Source organism: Priestia sp. MDV22-iso46 (genome assembly GCF_058629175.1).
The window spans coordinates 365,528-383,153 of record NZ_JBZVWT010000001.1 but is presented as its reverse complement, the minus strand read 5'-3'; the positions used below and the strand labels follow the sequence as shown (position 1 = coordinate 383,153).

Below are 17,626 nucleotides of genomic sequence, written 5' to 3'. Positions count from 1 at the left end.
CACAACTAGCAGCATATCTTCATCTATTCGTCTATTAGCATTCAACCGGAAGCCTAATAAATATAACCTGCATCTGAACTGGCTATATTTATTAGGCTTTTTCTATGAAATGGGCACTTTTTGAAAAGATGATGGGCTGTCAATTTGATCTCGATCATCGACACAGCTTCTCGTTCCTATAAAGCCGCTATCATCACCAAAATTTTGCCCAAATCCCTGTGTTTTTTTATCTGAATTATTCCAGTCTGCTAGTAAATTCTGTCCGATATTTACTGCAGACGCATTTTCAAAGGAATTTATCTTTAGCATTAAAATATTAATATTTATAGATGCACCTGCCATTTAAACCACCCCCCTTTCAAACTATATTCAAATTCCATCTTTTTATGATGTGTGGTAAGGAGGAAACCATATGGACTTTGATAAACTTATGCAGTGGATGGAATTTGCTAAAAAATATCAAACAAATGACTTTTGGAACGGTGTTTTTGATCAAACTGCTTTTAACGAATTTATGAAAGAAAATATGGATATGAATGCTCCTGATTCATATCAGGCACCTCAGGCTTCTAAAAGTAATTTTCCACCTGTTGACATTTACGTTACCCCACATGAAATCATTATTATCGCTGACTTGCCCGGCTATCTAAAAGAAAATTTGCAGGTGTCTGTTTCAGGCAGCCGGCTTTTGTTAAAAGGCTCACCGCATCCTCTCATCACAGGACAGCCGGTTGTACAAGAACGACCTTCTGGAGACTTTAACCGAATTATTGAATTGCCAGAACCTACGGATGCGCATCATCTGCGTGCGAAATTTGAAAATGGACTGCTTATTCTTTCTTATCACAGGCAGTTTTTCCAAGAAGAACGTATTCACATTGAATAAGGCTTAGTAGTTTTGTGAATGAAATTCAATAGTTCACATAAGCATTTATAAACGCAAAGAATTTAACGTGAATTTCCAAACTGGACCAATATATATTTATCTAACTGTTATTACATCGGAAATAAGCCCAAGATGAGGAGAAGCGAAATGTCTATGAAAGGATTTTTCAACCCCAAACAGACTAACCAACAGCTTCATACTGAGCTAGAGGACTTCAAACATCAAATCAAGCGCATTAACACGCTTGAAGTTCACATGAACCGTTTTTTAAAACTCGAACCGCAAATTGGTTCTCTCATAATGCTCAAAAAAAAGCTGGAGGCTCAGCCCTCGCACTCCAATGATTCTTCACCTTCACAAAGAAGCACTCATAAAAATGCTGAACAAGCATATGCAAAAGATAAGAAAGAGATTGCTAACCAGCTTCAATTTTTAAAGGAAAAAGTAGCGCAATTGGAACAAGTGATCTCCACGCAACCCCCTCGCGATAAAAAGATAGAAACTGTACCTTATCCGGATTTAACTAGCTTGATAGAACAATCTGTAGAGAAAAAAATGGCTCCTTATCTCGAAAGAATGACCGAACTAGATGAAAGAGTTTCAGCATTAGAGCGCAGCATGTCGCTTTTAACTGAAGTACAGGTGGACATGTTAAAACGAACGTCTGCCCTTCAAGAAGAAGTAAAAGCGATTCACCAAAGAGCCGCACTCTTAGAAAATGCTCCCCCGCCTATTCATATTGATAAATTTTTTCTTGATAAATACGAACAAAACAATAATATTGGCCAAGTTGGCATTAAAGAACTCGGCGGTACTTTAAACATCGGAGCTACATACGGAAGCGGAGCTATACCAAAGGATTTCACGGACCAAATCCAAAAAGACATGGAAGAGTTAAAAAACGCTAAATCAGATATTTCTTCTGGAAAAACGAAGCCTGCACAACCTGCACAAGAGGAAAAAGAAAATTCTTCTTCCGCTTTCGAAAAAGAAGAAACATATACGGAAGTTCCTATTTTTGATGAAGATGATCCAAAGGAAGAGTCAATCTAAAAAAGTCATAAAATTATATCTAGTTATGACTAGAATTTTTGCAAGCTATTCTTTACACTATAGGTAATAACTTCAAAAAAGGAGATATGCTGATGCCAAAGCTTTTATGGAGAATAGGTGCTGTCATGTTGCTAATGTGTGGAGGCTTTATCTTTTTATTTATTGCTGCTTCGCAAATGATGGTTCAGCAATACAAACCTTTTTTTAGACGCGAGAGTGCATAACTCTCGCGTTTTTTTATTGAATATTATCCTGTTTATGGTAATATATATATCAAAAAGATATAGGTGAGGAAAATAAATGAAGGAAAATCAAACAACATATGCAATTTTAGGACTGCTTACCACGGAATGCAGAACTGGTTATGAAATTAAGCAGTTAATGGATCGAAGTTTAAATCATTTTTGGAAAATCAGTTATGGCCAAATTTACCCCACTTTACAAAAGCTTTTGAATGATGAACTAGCAACGGTCAATTCCGTTGCTCAAACTGATAAACCAGATAAAAAAGAGTATGTAATAACAACTAAAGGAAAAGAAGTTCTGCAAGATTGGCTGCGTGAACCTATTAAACAGCTCCCTTCAGAAAGAAATGAAATTTTGTTAAAACTCTTTTTTAGTAGTCAGCAAGAAAAGCAGCTCACAATTTCCCAGTTAAAAAACGCTCAGCAGAAACTAACTGAACGTTATCACATGTATTGCGGAATTGAAGACAGCATTTCTAACAGCCCTTCTCCCGACAGAACGTATTGGCTTATTACCCTAGACTACGGTAAACGAACAACGTGTGCTTCGATAGAATGGTGCAAAGATACGATTAATAAATTATATGATGAGGAGGCGCATAATTTATGATTCATTCCAATCGTATGATGGCTAAGCCCGGTAAGGATTTGGTCGTCTTTGTTATAGGAATGCGTATTAATAAATGGACAGCCGTACACAAATGGTTCCCTGTATTTAAAGCAATGCCTCCTATGATTCGCGAATTGTATGCAAACAAAAACCTTGGATTTTTATCTTTGCAAGGAACTTTTAATTTAAGAACCATCACGCTGATTCAATATTGGGAGTCAGTTGATCAATTGACCTCCTATGCCAAAGGTCCTCAGCACTTAAAAGCTTGGAATTCTTTTTATAAAAAGGCTTCAAAAACGAATGCAGTGGGCATTTATCATGAAACGTATGTCATTTCTGCAGGAAATTATGAATCAGTATATGTGAATATGCCTTCGTTCGGTTTAGCTAAAGCGCTTGGATCTGAAACCATAACGAAGCATACTCAAACTGCCAAAAAACGTTTGAATGTTAAAAAGCCGCTTTAACTAAAAGCGGCTTTCGTTATATTTGTTATACATATATCTTCAGCATTTGATTGGCACCTTTTTGAAATTCATACGGGACGTCTGCTATTTCTGTTCCTTTTACTAGAGGCGCAATCTCTTCTAACAGCTGCCGCAAATAGGTAGAAATCTTGCCGCTTAAATTCGTTAAAGGAAACAAACGTACTTCCTCTTTTGTAACGCGTATCAGTTCTTTTAAAGCTTCTAAATGAAACGTATAATCTAACCGGTCACTGTACATAAATAAAAAGTTTGCACAAAGAGTTAAATCAAACTCGTTCTTTTGAAACGGCAAATTAGGAAGTGCTCCGTACTGATAGGCTTCGGGGTTCTTTTTCATATGAGCAATACAATCTTTTAATGCTCTTTTTCGATGTTCAGTTAAATCATCAATAGACGAAAAATACTTCCACACATACTGTTCCTGCACGTGCTGCATTTGATTCATCGTATGAATTAAATCCAGGCTTCCTTTCTTTTCAAGCTCTTCTGCCGTAAATTTATAGGCAATATCACAGCTAGTAGCCTCCGTACCTTGCTGCAAGGCATGAGCAGTAAAAGAACAGGCCCCGCTAGCACAATCTAACACTTTTTTTCCTTTTAAATACTTTTCATTCAAATTAAACATAGCTCTATACTCTTCAAACGTTCTGCCGATAAAAACAACTCGGTCAATTCCTAACTTTTTCTCTGCTAAACTCAACTCTACTCAGCTCCTATCTTTTACTTAGACTTTCATTTTACAGAAAATTGGATTAAATTCCAATAGTTTATGTATTAATTAGTTTAACCACTATCTTTTGAAGGCCTAAAAACAGGCCCCAACACATAACTCCTATCGATAAACTCATAAACAAATGAAGAGAGTTTTTTAAGCAAATATAGACGACAGCAAGTAGTAAAATAGTGCCTGGCAGTCCATAAAGAACGCCTAGTGTAAACTGACTGACCACTTCCTTTTTTTCTCCTTGCACTGATAACCATATAATACTTAGTAAGCTCACAATTGGAAGGGCAGCCACAATTCCACCGTATGTCGGAACTCTTTTGGCCATTTCTGTTACCCCTGCAATAATAAGAGCCGACATTAAAATTTTGATGATACTATACATGTTTTGCACGCTCACTCAATAACTGAAAAGCCTGTTGAATCAGCTGTTTTTCAGATGCTGTCATTTCGCGTAAAATAGCTGATACTTTTTCTTCATCCAAGCTTGAATTCCGTTTTAATAGGTCTTTTCCTGCTTCTGTTAAATGCAGAATTACTTTTCTTTCATCATGTATATCTCTATTTTTATATACATACCCTTTATCAATATTTCTCTTTACGTGTTCAGATGCCGTATTATGTGAAACGTGTAAATAATCCGCAATTTCTTTTATTCCAACCGAAGATGATTTATCTATATGCTGTAAAAGACGTATTGTTTGGTGTGTAATTTTCTCTTGATGCGTATAGTGCAAATGATAATAAATAGACGTCCAATAGCTGTTTAACTCCTCTACTTTCATGATCTTGCTCCTTTATATCGTATTTTTAGTTATTATCGTATTATACGATATATATTACAGGAACGACAGCCAGGTTTCAATACTACCTTCTTTTTATCTGACATCTCACATAATAATATGATTTAACAGTTACACTAATCGTACACACTGTGAAAGGCGGTTGTATGACATTGATTCTTCGACTGTTAAAATGGGTTCCGAATCTCTTTACGATTGGAAATTTGCTAAGCGGCGTATTTTCCATAGCTTTTAATATGAATAGCTACGAACGCTTAGCTGCTCTTTTTATTTTTCTAGCCGCTTTTTTCGATTTATTTGACGGCAAAATTGCGAGAAAGCTGAAAGTTAACAGTGAGTTTGGTGTAGAGCTAGATTCTTTGGCTGATATTATAAGCTTTGGCGTAGCGCCTGCAATGCTATTTCATACTCTTTCTCCCCACTCTTGGCTAACCGTACTCGCTTTTATGATTTATCCAAGCATGGGCGCATTAAGATTAGCTAAATTTAGTGCAAATCCAACCATAGGTTATTTTATAGGGCTTCCTATTCCTTTTCCAGCTCTAATTATCGCACTGCTTGGTATGTTTTATTACGTAAACCCTTACCTTATGATTATTTTAGCTATTTTGATGGTTAGCCCTATTCGAGTGATGAAAATTTAGATGCAATAAAAGACAGACAAAATGCCTGTCTTTTATAGTGCTGTCCATTCTTCGCACAGCATTTTATGCTTGAATTTCAGCTCATGTTCTCTTTTTTCAAGCTGAGCTTGTAAAGAAAGCCACTCGCTATTATCAGGTGCTGAGCATAATTTTTCTTCAAGGGACAGTAAGGAATCCAGTACGTCTTCAAGCTGAGCAGCCACTTCTCTTTGCTGTTTTATGTTCATTTTTTTCAACAGTAGTTTTTCATTTTTTTTCATTTTTTTCACCTCTTTCTTTTCTTTACCCAATGTTGAATGTTTTAGTATAGAAAGTATATGGTTAAAAATATTTCTACTGTAATAAAGATCCTTTAATAGCTTATCTTATTTTTAATGATTATTTAGAACATAGTTTAATAAGATTATTATATCTGATACAATTAGTAATACTTTTACGAACCGTGATATACTTAAAAAAAGAAAGGATGATGAATAGAAAATTATGCTGCAAAAATTTGGTTTTTCTCAGTATGAAAGTCAAGTATATGAAGCGCTGCTTGCGAATGATGGCCCGTTGGATGCTAGTTCAATTGTTACGTATTCGCATGTTCCAAAAGCAAAAATTTATGAAGTGCTTAATCGTTTAATTGATAAAGGTATTGTAGTAAATACATTGTCCGGGAAAAAGAAACTTTACTCAGCGGTAGCCCTTCAAACCGTCATTCAAAAACTTACTGCTGATTTTGAAAATGACATTAATGAATTAAAAACATATAAAATTAAAAAAACGTTTACAGATGATCATGTTTGGAGTTTAAAAGATAAATCCTCTATTTCTGCTCACATTGAACAGTTGATTCATGAAGCGGAATCTTCTATTATTTTATCCGCGTGGAATGATGAGTTAGCACATTACCGCTCATTGCTAGAAGAAAAAGAGAAACAAGGCGTAAACGTCGAGGTCTTAACCATAGGAAACTTGCAGACTGCCCTCAAACATTTACATACATTAAATCCAATAGATGATCATAAAAACCTTGAGCCGTCGCAGTTGATTATTGTTGACGACGCTTACCTTTTATTTGCCGGCATTGAACATGAGACATGGAAAGCAATAAAAACCATGTCGCAGCCGCTTGTAAAAGTTTTTGCTGATTTCTTTTATCATGACGTCGCACTTACCCATATTACAAAGAAATATCAAGAGCAGCTTCTTCAAGATCCTGAGATCATGGAGCTGCTTACTCGACTGCGATATTAAAAAGGTTACTAATTCATTAGTAACCTTTTTAATATTACCTATTGAAATCTCTTTTAAAAAAGGTTACTATTCTAGTTGTAACTTTTCAAAGAGGGGGTTTTTTGATGAATAAAAAAGTTTACATACTTGCGATTGCTTCCTTTGTTGTTGGAACGGTCGAATTAATTCTAGGAGGCATCTTAGACTTAATTGCCGATGCATTTCATGTATCATTAGCAAAAGCAGGTTATTTAATCTCTATTTATTCGTTTGTTTATGCCTTGTCTGCGCCGATTTTACTAAATGTGACGGCTAAGATAGAGCGTAAAAAAGTTTATATGTGGACATTATTTATTTTCTTATTGAGCAATGTATTTTCAGCCTACAGTTCGGGCTATTATATGCTACTAATTGGACGTATTCTTGCTGCTGCGAGCGGTTCTTTTATCATTGTATTATCTACCACAATGGCTTCTAGAATGGTAAAACCTGAATACCAAGGCAGAGCAATTGGCATCGTATTTATGGGAATCAGCGGCTCACTTGTTTTAGGTATTCCTCTTGGTATTTTGATTGGAAATGCGCTTGGCTGGCGTCAAGTATTTGTTATGATTGCAATTTTGACTGCCATTATTATGATTACCGTTTGGTTTACAATGGAGCGTCTAGCTCCTGCTCCAATTGTACCGTTAAAAACTCAGGTAAAAGCTTTACGGAATAAAAAAATGCTCGCTATTCACCTAGCAACATTGTTTGTACTTGCGGGTCATTTAACGCTTTATGCGTACTTCACACCATTTTTACAAGAAACGCTAGGATTAAATACAACGATGGTGACCATTATTTACGGTATTTTCGGTCTTGCTGCCGTGGCAGGAGGAGGACTTGGAGGAGCTGTTTCTGATAGATGGAACCCTTCTTCTTCTGTTATCACCATGATTGCTCTCTTTTTTGTTAGCATGATTGCTATGCCTTTTGGCGTTCATTTACCATTTGTTGTGTTCTTGCTTCTTATGATCATTTGGAGTGCGCTCAGCTGGGCGGTCTCACCAGCTCAAAGCAATTTAATTATTCATAGTGCACGCGAAACGTCGGACATTTTAATCAGCACTAATGCAGCGATTTCACACGTAGGAATTGCGATCGGCTCCTATGTTGGAGGAATTGTCGTTAATCAATACTCTGTTATTTATAACGGCTGGGTCGGGTCTATTTTTGTTTTGCTTGGTCTTTTCTGCTCTCTTTATGCGGTAACACGAACAGAAAGCACAGCAGATACGCTTCACAGTAAATAAAATTTTATAAAAAAGCGTACACACATGGTGTACGCTTTTTTTGATTATGATTGGTCTCCATGCATTTCAGCTGCAAATTGAGATTCGGACATAACGATAAAACCATGCTTTCTTAGCAACGCAGTCGTTACCCCTTCACCGGCTATTTTAACATTTGAAAATGCTCCGTTATATATATGTTCACTTCCACATGAAGGGCTGTTTTCTTTTAGTACAATAACAGTAGCTTTTATTTCTTTTGCGATGCTCAGTGCCTTATAGGCCCCGTCTATGTATATGTCTGTGACGTCTTTTCCCGATCGTTCAATAACTCGCGCATTTCCTTTTATTACGTCTATTCCCGTTCCTTTTATAATTTCTGCCGGTTCTCTAGGTGTGTGAAATCCACCTAACAGTTCCGGACACATCATCACCGCTTCTTTATTTTCAACGAGCGCTTCAATTTCCTTAACTAAGGCACTGCTTCCATTATATTTGCACCCTTGACCTGCTAAGCAGGAACTAACCAAAATCATAGAATTCTCCCTCCCATAAAAAAAACACTTCTTATTCATCATACAAAGAATATATGATGAATGGAAGTGTTTACCTTTTATATTTCATTCAAGATCACGCTTTGACTCCTGCTCTTTGTCTCGATCCGTTTTCGCTTCAAATTCAGAGCGAGTCATTACGTCCTCTACATGCATATTTACTTCTACTACCTCTAATCCCGTCATCTCGTGAACTGATTTTTTTACGTTATTAACAGTTTCAGAGAAAATGGCTGGAACATTTTTTCCGTATTCGACAATTACTTTTAAATCAAGGGCAACTTGCTTTTCTCCTACTTCAGCGTTAATCCCTTTTGTGATATCTTCAGTGCTGCGGAAGCGATCTGTTAACCCGCTCATAAATCCGCCGCTCATTGATAAAATCCCTTTAATTTCATTAGCTGCAATTCCAGCAATTTTTTTAATAACTTGATCTTCAAATGTTAATGTATTTTGATGTGTATTTTCCTGAGATTTTACTGCTGTATTTGTTTCATTAACTGCCATAACTAACATCTCCCTTAAAGTGATTTTCTATCTTCCTTTAGTAAAGAATCCTACCCAAGCATTTATGTCTAAATGACCGTCTCACCACTTCCCAATTACATAACCAATTCCCATAAAAGCTACAATTAGCAGCGTGGGACCAAAACCAATTGTTAATAACAAAATTGCCAACACTAAACCTGCCAGAATACCAAGTACTCGGCCACGGTACGGAATCAATTTATCTGGAGTACCCGTTATGTCCCTCCTTCATCACACAACACGCTCTTTCTTTCGTGTTTGTGTATCTGTTAAGTCAATACGGACGGAGTGAACGGGAAGCTCGAGTAAGGCCTCCACGGCGCGTTTTGTTTCAAGCTGCATTTCTTTTCCTAGCGTTGGTAATCCATCTCGTCCAAACAACGAACAGTTGATATACAGACTAACTTTTTCTTTGCGAGAATGAATAGATGCCTGGACTTCAGGAGAGCGTATTCCCTGAAAGCTTCTAATTGCTCGTAAAGCTGTAGATTCGATCGTTGCTTTAGAAATTGTTATTTTGCCTTCACCAGTTACAATTGCTAAATTCTTTTTAGGCGGTCTGCTAAATATGCCTGTTAAAAGAAAAATAATAAAAATAACTGTTAAAAATGCGCTTATTGATAAAATTGTGTAGTAAAACCACTCCTGATGCTGCCACTTTTCTAACCAGTTTGAAAGGTGAGGAACCCTATAAACCATCAGTGCTAACATACCGGAACAAATCAGTCCTGCAATTCCAATAATTGCGATTAAAAACCGATTAAAATTATTCAATTTTCCACCTCATCTCAACGTGAACTCCTACTGCTTTTTTGTTGTGGGTAAAGGGAAGGCAACGAGATATTCAATAGTTACCCGCAATATTTTTTTGATACACTTTCTAACTGTAAAACTGAATATAAAAAAACGACTAGGTTTCCCTAGTCATTTTCCGCGTCTCTATACGTTGTCTTGTGAGCTTTGATGAACTTATTACCGTTTATTAAACCGCCAATTAATAAAATAGCGGCCGTTAAATAAAACCAGACCATTAAAATAATAATACTTCCAAGCTGACCATAGATTTGCGAGTAGCTTCCAAACTGGACATAGTATCCAAATCCGGTAGATACAACTTGCCATCCTAGCGTGGAGAAAACAGCTCCTGGAAGTACATCTTTCCACGTTACTCTTGCGCTTGGCATCAGTTTGTAAAAAAGAATAAAAAAGCCTAATAAAAATAATGTCCCAATTCCCCATCTAATTGTCGTCCAGCTTTGAAACCATATGTCAGGAACATGGACTTTTGTTAGTACCAAATGTCGAATGACCTCTTCAATAATTGGTACAAATAATGAAATGGCTACCACAACCATAAAACCAAAAGTTAAAATTAAATCATTGATTAAACCGCGCAAAAACGTTTGTTTTCTTTGAATATGATACGCATCATTTAACGAGCGTACCAAAGATTGTATAGCCATAGATGCGAGCCAAAAAGTCGCCAATAAACTAAAAGATAAAACTTTTTTCCCGCTATTGTTAACTGTTTCAATTGACCTTTCAATTACGTCGTAGGCGCTTTTAGGCGTAAATGGTTCAATAAATATCAGCAAATTGTTTGTATCAATTGGAAAGAAACTCAGCAGAGAAAAAAGAAAGATAATAAACGGTACAAAAGATAACAAAAAATAGTAGGCTGTTTGAGCAGCCTGATCAAAGAAACGCTCCGTAAAAAAACGAGCGGCAACGGTCTTAGATGTTTGAATCATAACAGCGTTCTCCTTTACTTTCGCTTCACTCTGTAGTGAAATTCATATTCAATTTTTATGTTCAACATGTATTGGATAAGTTTCGGCTTATAAAGCTTTCCTTTTCCATTATCCGCGGTTAACAAAGAATTTAACCTGTAAAATTATACAGTCGGTTCATAAAGAAGATATTATTATAATTACATCTGCCATTACCACCATATCAATAGATCTTCTTTTTCTTTCATAAAACCGTAAATTCTCTGGGACTGCTTTCCCTTCTTTCTTATATCTTAAACTTTTTTACGCTATGTTAAAAAAGTAAAACATAAGAGCGCCGATCAGCATCAGCATAATCATTAAAACAAAAATAACCAAAGCGTGAGAAGATTGATACGTTTGGCTGTTAATTTTTTTGCGGGTTGAAAAATAATGATAGGTTGAGAAGAGAAGCAAACCTGCACTTGCAGCTAAAGAAAAGATAATAACAGCAATAATAAGGGTATCGGCTGCTTCACTTAATTTTTTTCCAGAATTGAAATGTAGGCCGCCTGCAACAAAGCCAATGCCGAGTGTGGCAATAGACGTTCGAATCCACGCTAAATACGTTCGTTCATTTGCTAAATGCTGCTGAATATAAATGGATTCATTTTCTTTTTTAGTCATTTACATACCACCGTCCTTTTATATGTCTTCTATTATAAATAAATGCTCAAACGAAAATAAATTGAGGACGCTTCACGCCACATTATACCGGAAAAGAACGAATCATTACCATCTTCAAGCGGTCAAAAGAGCTTCTTCATAAATCAAAAAAGCCAACGGGATAACCCCAGCTGGCTTTTTTGATTTATGAAACATTTTCCTTATCTTGATCATGCTGATATTCCTCGTGCCAATAATCAGCGTTTTGAATTCCTAATTTCCTTGGAGAAAAGATAGGGTCTATCCCTAGTTTTCTCTGCTGGCGATAATCTTTTAAAGTTATTAAAGCAGGCTTAGCTAAAATCAAAATTGCAATTAAATTGAGCCAAACCATTATTCCAACTCCGATGTCTGCTAATACCCATGCAGCTTCAGCCGTTCGGATAGATCCGTATAAAGTAGTGGCTAAAAGAGCTGCCTTTAGGAACATGGATACTATTTTATTTTGTTTGCCTTTCATTACGTAAGCTAAGTTCGTTTCCTCAATATAATACTGTGACATAATCGTAGTAAAGGCGAAAAACACGAGAGAAACAGCTACAAACCCTGATCCGAATCCAGGAAGCACCGTCTCAACTGCTTGCTGCGTATATTGAGGCCCGGCTTCAACTCCTTTTAAATGATCCACAATGAACGAACCATCTGGCGCTTGGGTGCTGTAAGAACCTGTAATTAAAATCATAAAGGCTGTAGCAGAGCATACAAGCAGCGTATCAATATAAACTGAAAAAGCTTGTACCAGACCTTGCTTGGCAGGATGTGAGACTTCCGCTGCTCCCGCGGGGTGAGCTCCGGTACCTTGACCCGCTTCATTTGAATATACACCTCGCTTGACTCCCCACGCTATAGCCATGCCAATAATTCCGCCGAACGTAGAATCAAGTGCAAATGCACTTTTAAAGACTAAAGCAAGAACTCCTGGTAAAGCTTGAATGTTCAATCCGATAATCACTAACGAAACAAGAACATATCCAATGGCCATAAACGGAACAACATATTGTACCACGGCAGCAATACGCTTAACGCCTCCAAAAATAATTAATCCTAAAATAACAACAAGTACAATTCCAGACGTTAAAGGCGGAATTGAAAATGCATTATTTAACCCTGCTGTAATTGAATTTGCTTGCACTCTGGTCCAAGTACACTCATAGCTAGCAGTACGGCAAAAGCGAAAATCAGTGCATACCACTTCTTCCCCATGCCTTTTTCAATATAATAAGCAGGCCCACCTCGGTATTCTCCTTTGTCTTTTACTTTATAAATTTGAGCAAGTGTTGATTCAATAAATGCACTAGCTGAACCTATAAAAGCAATAAACCACATCCAAAAAACTGCTCTTGGACCACCGAATGCAATTGCTGTTGCAACTCCCGCAATATTTCCAACTCCTACGCGCCCTGATAAAGCAAGTGTTAACGCTTGGAACGACGAAACGCCCGATTCAGAACTTTTTCCATTAAACAATAAAGTAATCATATCTTTCAAATATCGAACTTGTACAAATCTAGTGAGAATAGTAAATAAAAGCCCCACTCCTATACATAGATAAAGCATCGGCGTACTCCAAATCATTTCACTTATTGTACTAATCATTTGTTCCAATATGAATTCCCCCTTAAAACACTTTGCACATTATGAATAATGAGAACATAGTTTTAATATAGAGTTAAAAAACAGAAAATTCACTCTTTTAACCAGGTTGTTTTACACATTATTTGATAAATAGACAACATTTGCGGATATAACGTATATTTTGGACAGATTATCTGACGCATTTTTCAGTGATGCGTAAGTTCTTTACATAATCCCCACTGTCACAGCATAAGGTAATAAGTGAACCAAGGGTCACTTTATGTTCTAAGCCGAGCGTACACACAGCACATCTTTCTATTTTCATTTCACGTTAATAGTTCACTAAGTGAATCATTTTATTTTTAAATATTTCTGATATATGGTATAATTTAAACTGATAAAAAGATGCTGCATATATGCTAAAAGAGCAGGCCGTATGGTTTCGCTCTTTTGTTGTTTTCACGCCATGCGGCACAACGAAAGAAGGAAATAGAATGGAATTATGGAAACGAAACTTGTACATTTGCTGGTTCGGTTCTTTTTGCACCACAGCCGGGATGAGTTTAGTTATTCCGTTTTTACCGCTTTATATTGAAAAGCTGGGAGTTCACGATACAAGCTCCATCAGCAGATGGGCTGGTATTGCATTTGGATCTACCTTTTTAATGGCGGCTATCGTTTCTCCTTTATGGGGGAGTTTGGCCGATAAATATGGGCGAAAGCTTATGCTCCTTCGCGCAAGCTTGGGTATGGCAATTGTTATGACTTCTATTGGTTTTGTGCAAAATGTCTATCAGCTTGTCGGACTGCGCTTTTTAATGGGGGCCGTTTCCGGCTTCATCTCTGCAGCCATTACGTTAGTAGCGACTCAGACACCTAAAGAGCACAGCGGTAAAGCATTAGGTACGTTGTCTACAGGGGCTGTATCAGGATCTTTATTAGGACCGCTAGTAGGCGGATACTTAGGAGATACAATCGGGCTACGCCACGTCTTTTTCGTGACGGGTGCATTTATGTTTTTGTCTTTTTTAATTGTAAATTTAATTCAAGAAGACAAAAAAGAGACGGCGAAAACGACGAAAGAATCTAATATTGGGTTACTGTCTCTTAAAAATTCAAAGGCCGTGATTGGTGTATTTGTTACAACTTTTTTGCTGCAGCTTGCGGTTATGGCTATTCAGCCAATCGTTACACTGTATGTAAAACAACTGTCTACTCATACCGATCACCTTGCCCTTATTTCAGGCTTTGTCGTGGCGGCAACAGGAATTTCAAATATTTTAGCTGCATCAAAACTTGGCAAAGTCAGCGATCGCGTGGGTCCTCAAAATGTGCTTCAAATATGCTTGCTTATCGTAGCGATTATTTGCGGCTTGCAGGCCTTTGTGCATAGTACTTGGCAGCTATTCTTACTTCGTTTTTTACTCGGTTTCGCAATGGGAGGATTATTACCTTCTATTAATTCTTATTTGAAGAAAATTGTGCCGGACTCTATTACAGGTAAAATGTTTGGCTATAATCAAACAGCGCAATACTTTGGGAATTTGGCCGGTCCAGTCATTGGCGGACAAATTGCCGGAGCTAAAGGAATTCCTTACGTATTCTTAACAACCAGTGTTCTTCTACTATTGAATGCTGGGTGGGTGTATTATCAGCGCCATCACGGACAACAGCTAGACGGTAAAGCCGCATAAAAAACCTTCCGTTTTACCGGAAGGTTTTTTTATTACCACAAGGGTTCTTCTTCGCTGCTTACTTCATAAGAAAGTGGCATCATAATAACCGCTGCTATGAAGAAAATAAGCTCCGCGACAACAATGGATGGAAAGGAAAAGTCAAATAGTGAGAGAATAAGCCAAATAATAAGGGGTGCAAATGAGTAGATTGATAATCGCTTTTGGGATTTTGCAGAGATATACTGTTGTTTGTCACAGTGTGGGCATTCTAAAACGTTTCTAAATGTTAACAGTTGTTTAAAGGTTGTCCTCCAGTTCCATTTATGATTACAATTTTGACAGGTGGCCATGGGCATCACGCTCCTAAAAAGATTTATGTACATATAAAGTATACGTACAAGTTGGTATAAAGTTTCATTTTTATAATTAAAAACGTTTTTACTATTATAACATAAAACAAAATAAAAGGCTTTTTACAAGAAAAAGCCTTTTATTTCAACGTTTATTTAGATACAGCTTCATTCGTTTGAGAAGTTGTTTTTACTTTTATAACCATAATAACAAAAGCTAGCAACCCAAGAATCGCTGCTACGAGAAAAGGAGCTTGAGGCGCTACGGCATTGCCGATAACTCCTGATAATAAAGGAGCAAACGCTGCACCTAACCATCTTAAGAAATTATATCCTCCAGATGTAAGTCCTCGTTCATAAGGAGATACTTCCATTACATGACTCGTAAATAATGCATTATTAAGTCCTGATACAAGACCCGCTGCCATGATTAAAACAATGCGCAACCATGTTGCATCAAAAGCAGATAAACAAATTAAAATAAGTGAAAAAACAATTAAGCTAACATGTAACACTTGTTTTGGCTGATATCTTTTTTCTAACTGATGTGCTAAAACCGCTGAGCCATAAGCTAAACATAATCCCCATCCAAAGAAAACAAAGCCAATTTGAAGAGCTCCGATCGATAGAATAAGCGGCGTATAAGCTAACACTGTAAAAAATCCGTAGTAATAAAGCATGCCTGATACAGCGCCTTGAGTAAATGGTTTTAATTTATAAAGTTTAACCATGTCTTTAAAACCCGCTGCTTTACGAGGCTTAGTGCTTGTAGGCTGTTTAACAATCGTTAATACTAAAATAAAGGCGATAAAAATTAAAGCACTTGTACCGAAAAACGGCAATCTCCAAGAAGCATTTCCTAACACGCCTCCTACAAGCGGTCCTCCGGCCATTCCCAAACCAATCGCAGCTTCATATAATCCTACTGCTTTTTTTGCTTCACCTGATAATGCAATAAGCAGCGTCATAGCTGTTGCAAAGAAAAACGAATTACCAAGTCCCCATCCTGCTCGGAAAATGGAAAGCTGAGGAATATTGTTAGAAAACCCGCATAAGGCTGCAAAAATCGTCACAATGATAAGTCCTGTTACCATCAAACGCTTGTCTCCTACACGTGATGCTAAGATGCCTGCTGGAATCATCATAATAGCCATCATTAATAAATAGGAAGTAAATAACATTTCTACTTGCCAATGAGAAGCTCCAATTTGCTTAGCAATCTCCGGTAAAATCGGATCTACTACCCCGATTCCCATAAATGCTAAAAAAGTAGCTACTACCGTAATAATTTGACCTAATCGGTTATTTGAATGCTGTCCTTCCACTCTTTCATCTCTCCTTTTGTTTTTGTTTTTTCATGTATTTTCATAGCAGATTCTCGCATTTCTTCTAATTCTGTTTTAAATGCCTGCATTTTAACCACTTTAAATTCAATCATCTTGATTTGATTTTCCAGTAAATTTTCTATTTTAGTTATCTCTTTCGCTGATAATCCTTGCTGCTCACTTCTTTCTTCAATCATTCTTTTGAGCGACATAAACTGCTGCAGCTCCTGTAAAGAAAAACCGAGAACTTCTTTTGCTTCTGCTACTTTTCTTAGTTCTTTTACCTCTTCTTCGGAATAAATCCGTGCATTTCCTTTTGTGCGCTGCGGGGGCAAAATGAGTCCAATCTCTTCATAATACCGAAGAGCCCGCTTGGTCAAACCGGTCATTTTCGTCACGTCATCGATTAGATACATGATTTCCCCTTCACCTCCCTTTAACATTAACGTTAACGTTAATTCTATATTACTATTATAGATTAACGTTAACGTTAATGTCAATAATATAAAGACATTTTATGTAAATTTAAAAAATGTGTGCACAAAAAAACCTATTGATAAATCAATAGGTTACATCAATATGTCATATAGCTGCTGTGCTGTTTCTCCTGTTACTTTGCCGTATACTCCTCTTCTTTTAGAAGTAAGTTCCGCACTCTCGGCGGTGAATCGTACATTGTATACGACGCCTTCATAAGTAAGCTGTACATCTGGATCAAGAGCGACGCTGTAATCAGCTTTTTTCCATTGAATTTGTTTCATAATTGATTCTACAGTTAAAGCATCTTCTGAACTTAACGTTTTTTCTCCTGCTTTTATAGGCTTGCCCTCCCTTTTTTTATTAAATTTTAGTTCAGAATGAGCAGATGAAAATTCAAGTTGGTTTTTATCATGCGCTATGAAATCTTGGGTTAGTTCTACATAGCGGACAACTTCTCCTTCGTGTACAAACACAAGCATTTGATTAGCAGCAGATATTTTTTTCATCACCTCTTCACTAACCGGTGCGTTTACAAGTTTTTCTACGTCGGCTTTCTTGCTTTTGTTTGTTAATAAATATCCTTTTTCCCATTTAAAATCACTTAACTTCGATACATCCACTGAGCTCACACCTTTTTTTTCAAAGGATTGCTGAATATTCTCCCCCATTTCTTTGTCGTTGGTGACTTGGGCATTAGAACTGCACCCTACTAAACAACAGAAAATAATGCCTATTGCTATAAGAGCCTTCAC

Annotated in this window: 24 protein-coding genes and 1 pseudogene; 9 read left to right on the top strand and 16 right to left on the bottom strand. The window is 37.0% G+C overall.

Annotated features, from left to right (window positions below; translation table 11 throughout):
* Positions 1-102: 102 nt before the first annotated feature.
* Positions 103-342 carry a hypothetical protein gene (locus AC4NPH_RS02015; RefSeq protein WP_013057271.1) on the bottom strand — a complete coding sequence of 80 codons (240 nt, stop codon included), beginning with the start codon at positions 340-342 and terminating at the stop codon, positions 103-105.
* Between the two features lie 70 nt (positions 343-412).
* Here AC4NPH_RS02015 and AC4NPH_RS02010 point away from each other — a divergent pair, with 70 nt between their 5' ends.
* The 5 genes from AC4NPH_RS02010 to AC4NPH_RS01990 all read left to right on the top strand — a co-directional run bounded on the left by AC4NPH_RS02010 (position 413) and on the right by AC4NPH_RS01990 (position 3,264).
* Positions 413-886: an Hsp20/alpha crystallin family protein gene (locus AC4NPH_RS02010; RefSeq protein WP_013057272.1), complete on the top strand. Its 474-nt coding sequence runs from the start codon at positions 413-415 to the stop codon at positions 884-886.
* A gap of 147 nt (positions 887-1,033) precedes the next feature.
* A complete protein-coding gene (locus tag AC4NPH_RS02005) occupies positions 1,034-1,939 on the top strand; it encodes a dynamitin family protein (RefSeq protein ID WP_013057273.1) in 906 nt (301 codons plus the stop codon).
* 92 nt (positions 1,940-2,031) lie between these two features.
* Positions 2,032-2,163: a hypothetical protein gene (locus AC4NPH_RS02000; RefSeq protein WP_013057274.1), complete on the top strand. Its 132-nt coding sequence runs from the start codon at positions 2,032-2,034 to the stop codon at positions 2,161-2,163.
* 76 nt (positions 2,164-2,239) lie between these two features.
* A complete protein-coding gene (locus AC4NPH_RS01995) occupies positions 2,240-2,794 on the top strand; it encodes a PadR family transcriptional regulator (protein ID WP_013057275.1) in 555 nt (184 codons plus the stop codon).
* On the top strand, positions 2,791-3,264 hold the full coding sequence (locus AC4NPH_RS01990; RefSeq protein ID WP_013057276.1) for a DUF4188 domain-containing protein: 474 nt from the start codon (positions 2,791-2,793) through the stop codon (positions 3,262-3,264). The genes AC4NPH_RS01995 and AC4NPH_RS01990 overlap by 4 nt, the downstream gene beginning before the upstream one ends.
* A 25-nt stretch (positions 3,265-3,289) precedes the next feature.
* On the opposite strand, the gene AC4NPH_RS01985 is transcribed toward AC4NPH_RS01990, so the two are convergent.
* The 3 genes from AC4NPH_RS01985 to AC4NPH_RS01975 all read right to left on the bottom strand — a co-directional run bounded on the left by AC4NPH_RS01985 (position 3,290) and on the right by AC4NPH_RS01975 (position 4,794).
* On the bottom strand, positions 3,290-3,985 hold the full coding sequence (locus AC4NPH_RS01985) for a class I SAM-dependent methyltransferase (protein WP_013057277.1): 696 nt from the start codon (positions 3,983-3,985) through the stop codon (positions 3,290-3,292).
* 67 nt (positions 3,986-4,052) lie between these two features.
* Positions 4,053-4,394, bottom strand: a complete 342-nt coding sequence (locus tag AC4NPH_RS01980) for a DUF3147 family protein (RefSeq protein WP_041816570.1) — start codon at positions 4,392-4,394, stop codon at positions 4,053-4,055.
* Complete coding sequence (locus AC4NPH_RS01975) at positions 4,387-4,794, bottom strand: MarR family winged helix-turn-helix transcriptional regulator (RefSeq protein WP_013057279.1); 408 nt, start codon at positions 4,792-4,794, stop codon at positions 4,387-4,389. Before AC4NPH_RS01975 ends, AC4NPH_RS01980 begins: the two co-directional genes overlap by 8 nt.
* Positions 4,795-4,964: 170 nt before the next feature.
* Between AC4NPH_RS01975 and pssA the strand changes: the two genes are divergently transcribed.
* Positions 4,965-5,456: a CDP-diacylglycerol--serine O-phosphatidyltransferase gene (gene pssA / locus AC4NPH_RS01970; RefSeq protein WP_170959531.1), complete on the top strand. Its 492-nt coding sequence runs from the start codon at positions 4,965-4,967 to the stop codon at positions 5,454-5,456.
* 32 nt (positions 5,457-5,488) lie between these two features.
* Here the strand turns inward: pssA and AC4NPH_RS01965 are convergent, their stop codons facing one another.
* Entirely contained in the window at positions 5,489-5,716 is a 228-nt protein-coding gene (locus AC4NPH_RS01965; RefSeq protein ID WP_016764339.1) for a hypothetical protein, read from the bottom strand.
* A gap of 223 nt (positions 5,717-5,939) precedes the next feature.
* Between AC4NPH_RS01965 and AC4NPH_RS01960 the strand changes: the two genes are divergently transcribed.
* Together AC4NPH_RS01960 and AC4NPH_RS01955 are read left to right on the top strand one after the other, a co-directional pair.
* A complete protein-coding gene (locus AC4NPH_RS01960; RefSeq protein WP_013057281.1) occupies positions 5,940-6,698 on the top strand; it encodes a TrmB family transcriptional regulator in 759 nt (252 codons plus the stop codon).
* Positions 6,699-6,802: 104 nt separating this feature from the next.
* Positions 6,803-7,972 (top strand): MFS transporter, encoded by a 1,170-nt coding sequence (locus tag AC4NPH_RS01955; RefSeq protein WP_013057282.1) that lies wholly within the window; start codon positions 6,803-6,805, stop codon positions 7,970-7,972.
* 44 nt (positions 7,973-8,016) lie between these two features.
* On the opposite strand, the gene AC4NPH_RS01950 is transcribed toward AC4NPH_RS01955, so the two are convergent.
* From AC4NPH_RS01950 to AC4NPH_RS01920, 7 genes and pseudogenes are all read right to left on the bottom strand, one after another.
* Positions 8,017-8,487 (bottom strand): 2-thiouracil desulfurase family protein, encoded by a 471-nt coding sequence (locus AC4NPH_RS01950; RefSeq protein WP_097812507.1) that lies wholly within the window; start codon positions 8,485-8,487, stop codon positions 8,017-8,019.
* 84 nt (positions 8,488-8,571) lie between these two features.
* Positions 8,572-9,012 carry an Asp23/Gls24 family envelope stress response protein gene (locus tag AC4NPH_RS01945; RefSeq protein WP_013057284.1) on the bottom strand — a complete coding sequence of 147 codons (441 nt, stop codon included), beginning with the start codon at positions 9,010-9,012 and terminating at the stop codon, positions 8,572-8,574.
* Between the two features lie 81 nt (positions 9,013-9,093).
* Positions 9,094-9,231, bottom strand: coding sequence for a DUF2273 domain-containing protein (locus AC4NPH_RS01940; RefSeq protein WP_194719131.1), 138 nt, complete (start codon positions 9,229-9,231; stop codon positions 9,094-9,096).
* Positions 9,232-9,264: 33 nt separating this feature from the next.
* Positions 9,265-9,807 (bottom strand): alkaline shock response membrane anchor protein AmaP, encoded by a 543-nt coding sequence (amaP, locus tag AC4NPH_RS01935; RefSeq protein ID WP_013057286.1) that lies wholly within the window; start codon positions 9,805-9,807, stop codon positions 9,265-9,267.
* 146 nt (positions 9,808-9,953) lie between these two features.
* On the bottom strand, positions 9,954-10,784 hold the full coding sequence (locus AC4NPH_RS01930; protein ID WP_013057287.1) for a YihY/virulence factor BrkB family protein: 831 nt from the start codon (positions 10,782-10,784) through the stop codon (positions 9,954-9,956).
* Positions 10,785-11,066: 282 nt separating this feature from the next.
* Positions 11,067-11,429 carry a YidH family protein gene (locus AC4NPH_RS01925; protein ID WP_013057288.1) on the bottom strand — a complete coding sequence of 121 codons (363 nt, stop codon included), beginning with the start codon at positions 11,427-11,429 and terminating at the stop codon, positions 11,067-11,069.
* Between the two features lie 184 nt (positions 11,430-11,613).
* Positions 11,614-13,025 (bottom strand): annotated as a pseudogene (locus AC4NPH_RS01920) (alanine/glycine:cation symporter family protein).
* Between the two features lie 512 nt (positions 13,026-13,537).
* Here AC4NPH_RS01920 and AC4NPH_RS01915 point away from each other — a divergent pair.
* Complete coding sequence (locus AC4NPH_RS01915; protein ID WP_029322080.1) at positions 13,538-14,737, top strand: multidrug efflux MFS transporter; 1,200 nt, start codon at positions 13,538-13,540, stop codon at positions 14,735-14,737.
* A 32-nt stretch (positions 14,738-14,769) separates the two neighbouring features.
* Here the strand turns inward: AC4NPH_RS01915 and AC4NPH_RS01910 are convergent, their stop codons facing one another.
* From AC4NPH_RS01910 to AC4NPH_RS01895, 4 genes are all read right to left on the bottom strand, one after another.
* Positions 14,770-15,069: a TIGR04104 family putative zinc finger protein gene (locus tag AC4NPH_RS01910; RefSeq protein WP_028413131.1), complete on the bottom strand. Its 300-nt coding sequence runs from the start codon at positions 15,067-15,069 to the stop codon at positions 14,770-14,772.
* Positions 15,070-15,221: 152 nt separating this feature from the next.
* On the bottom strand, positions 15,222-16,394 hold the full coding sequence (locus AC4NPH_RS01905; RefSeq protein ID WP_491938546.1) for an MFS transporter: 1,173 nt from the start codon (positions 16,392-16,394) through the stop codon (positions 15,222-15,224).
* A complete protein-coding gene (locus AC4NPH_RS01900; RefSeq protein ID WP_013057292.1) occupies positions 16,364-16,810 on the bottom strand; it encodes a MerR family transcriptional regulator in 447 nt (148 codons plus the stop codon). The genes AC4NPH_RS01905 and AC4NPH_RS01900 overlap by 31 nt, the downstream gene beginning before the upstream one ends.
* Before the next feature lie 153 nt (positions 16,811-16,963).
* Entirely contained in the window at positions 16,964-17,626 is a 663-nt protein-coding gene (locus AC4NPH_RS01895) for a hypothetical protein (protein ID WP_097812509.1), read from the bottom strand.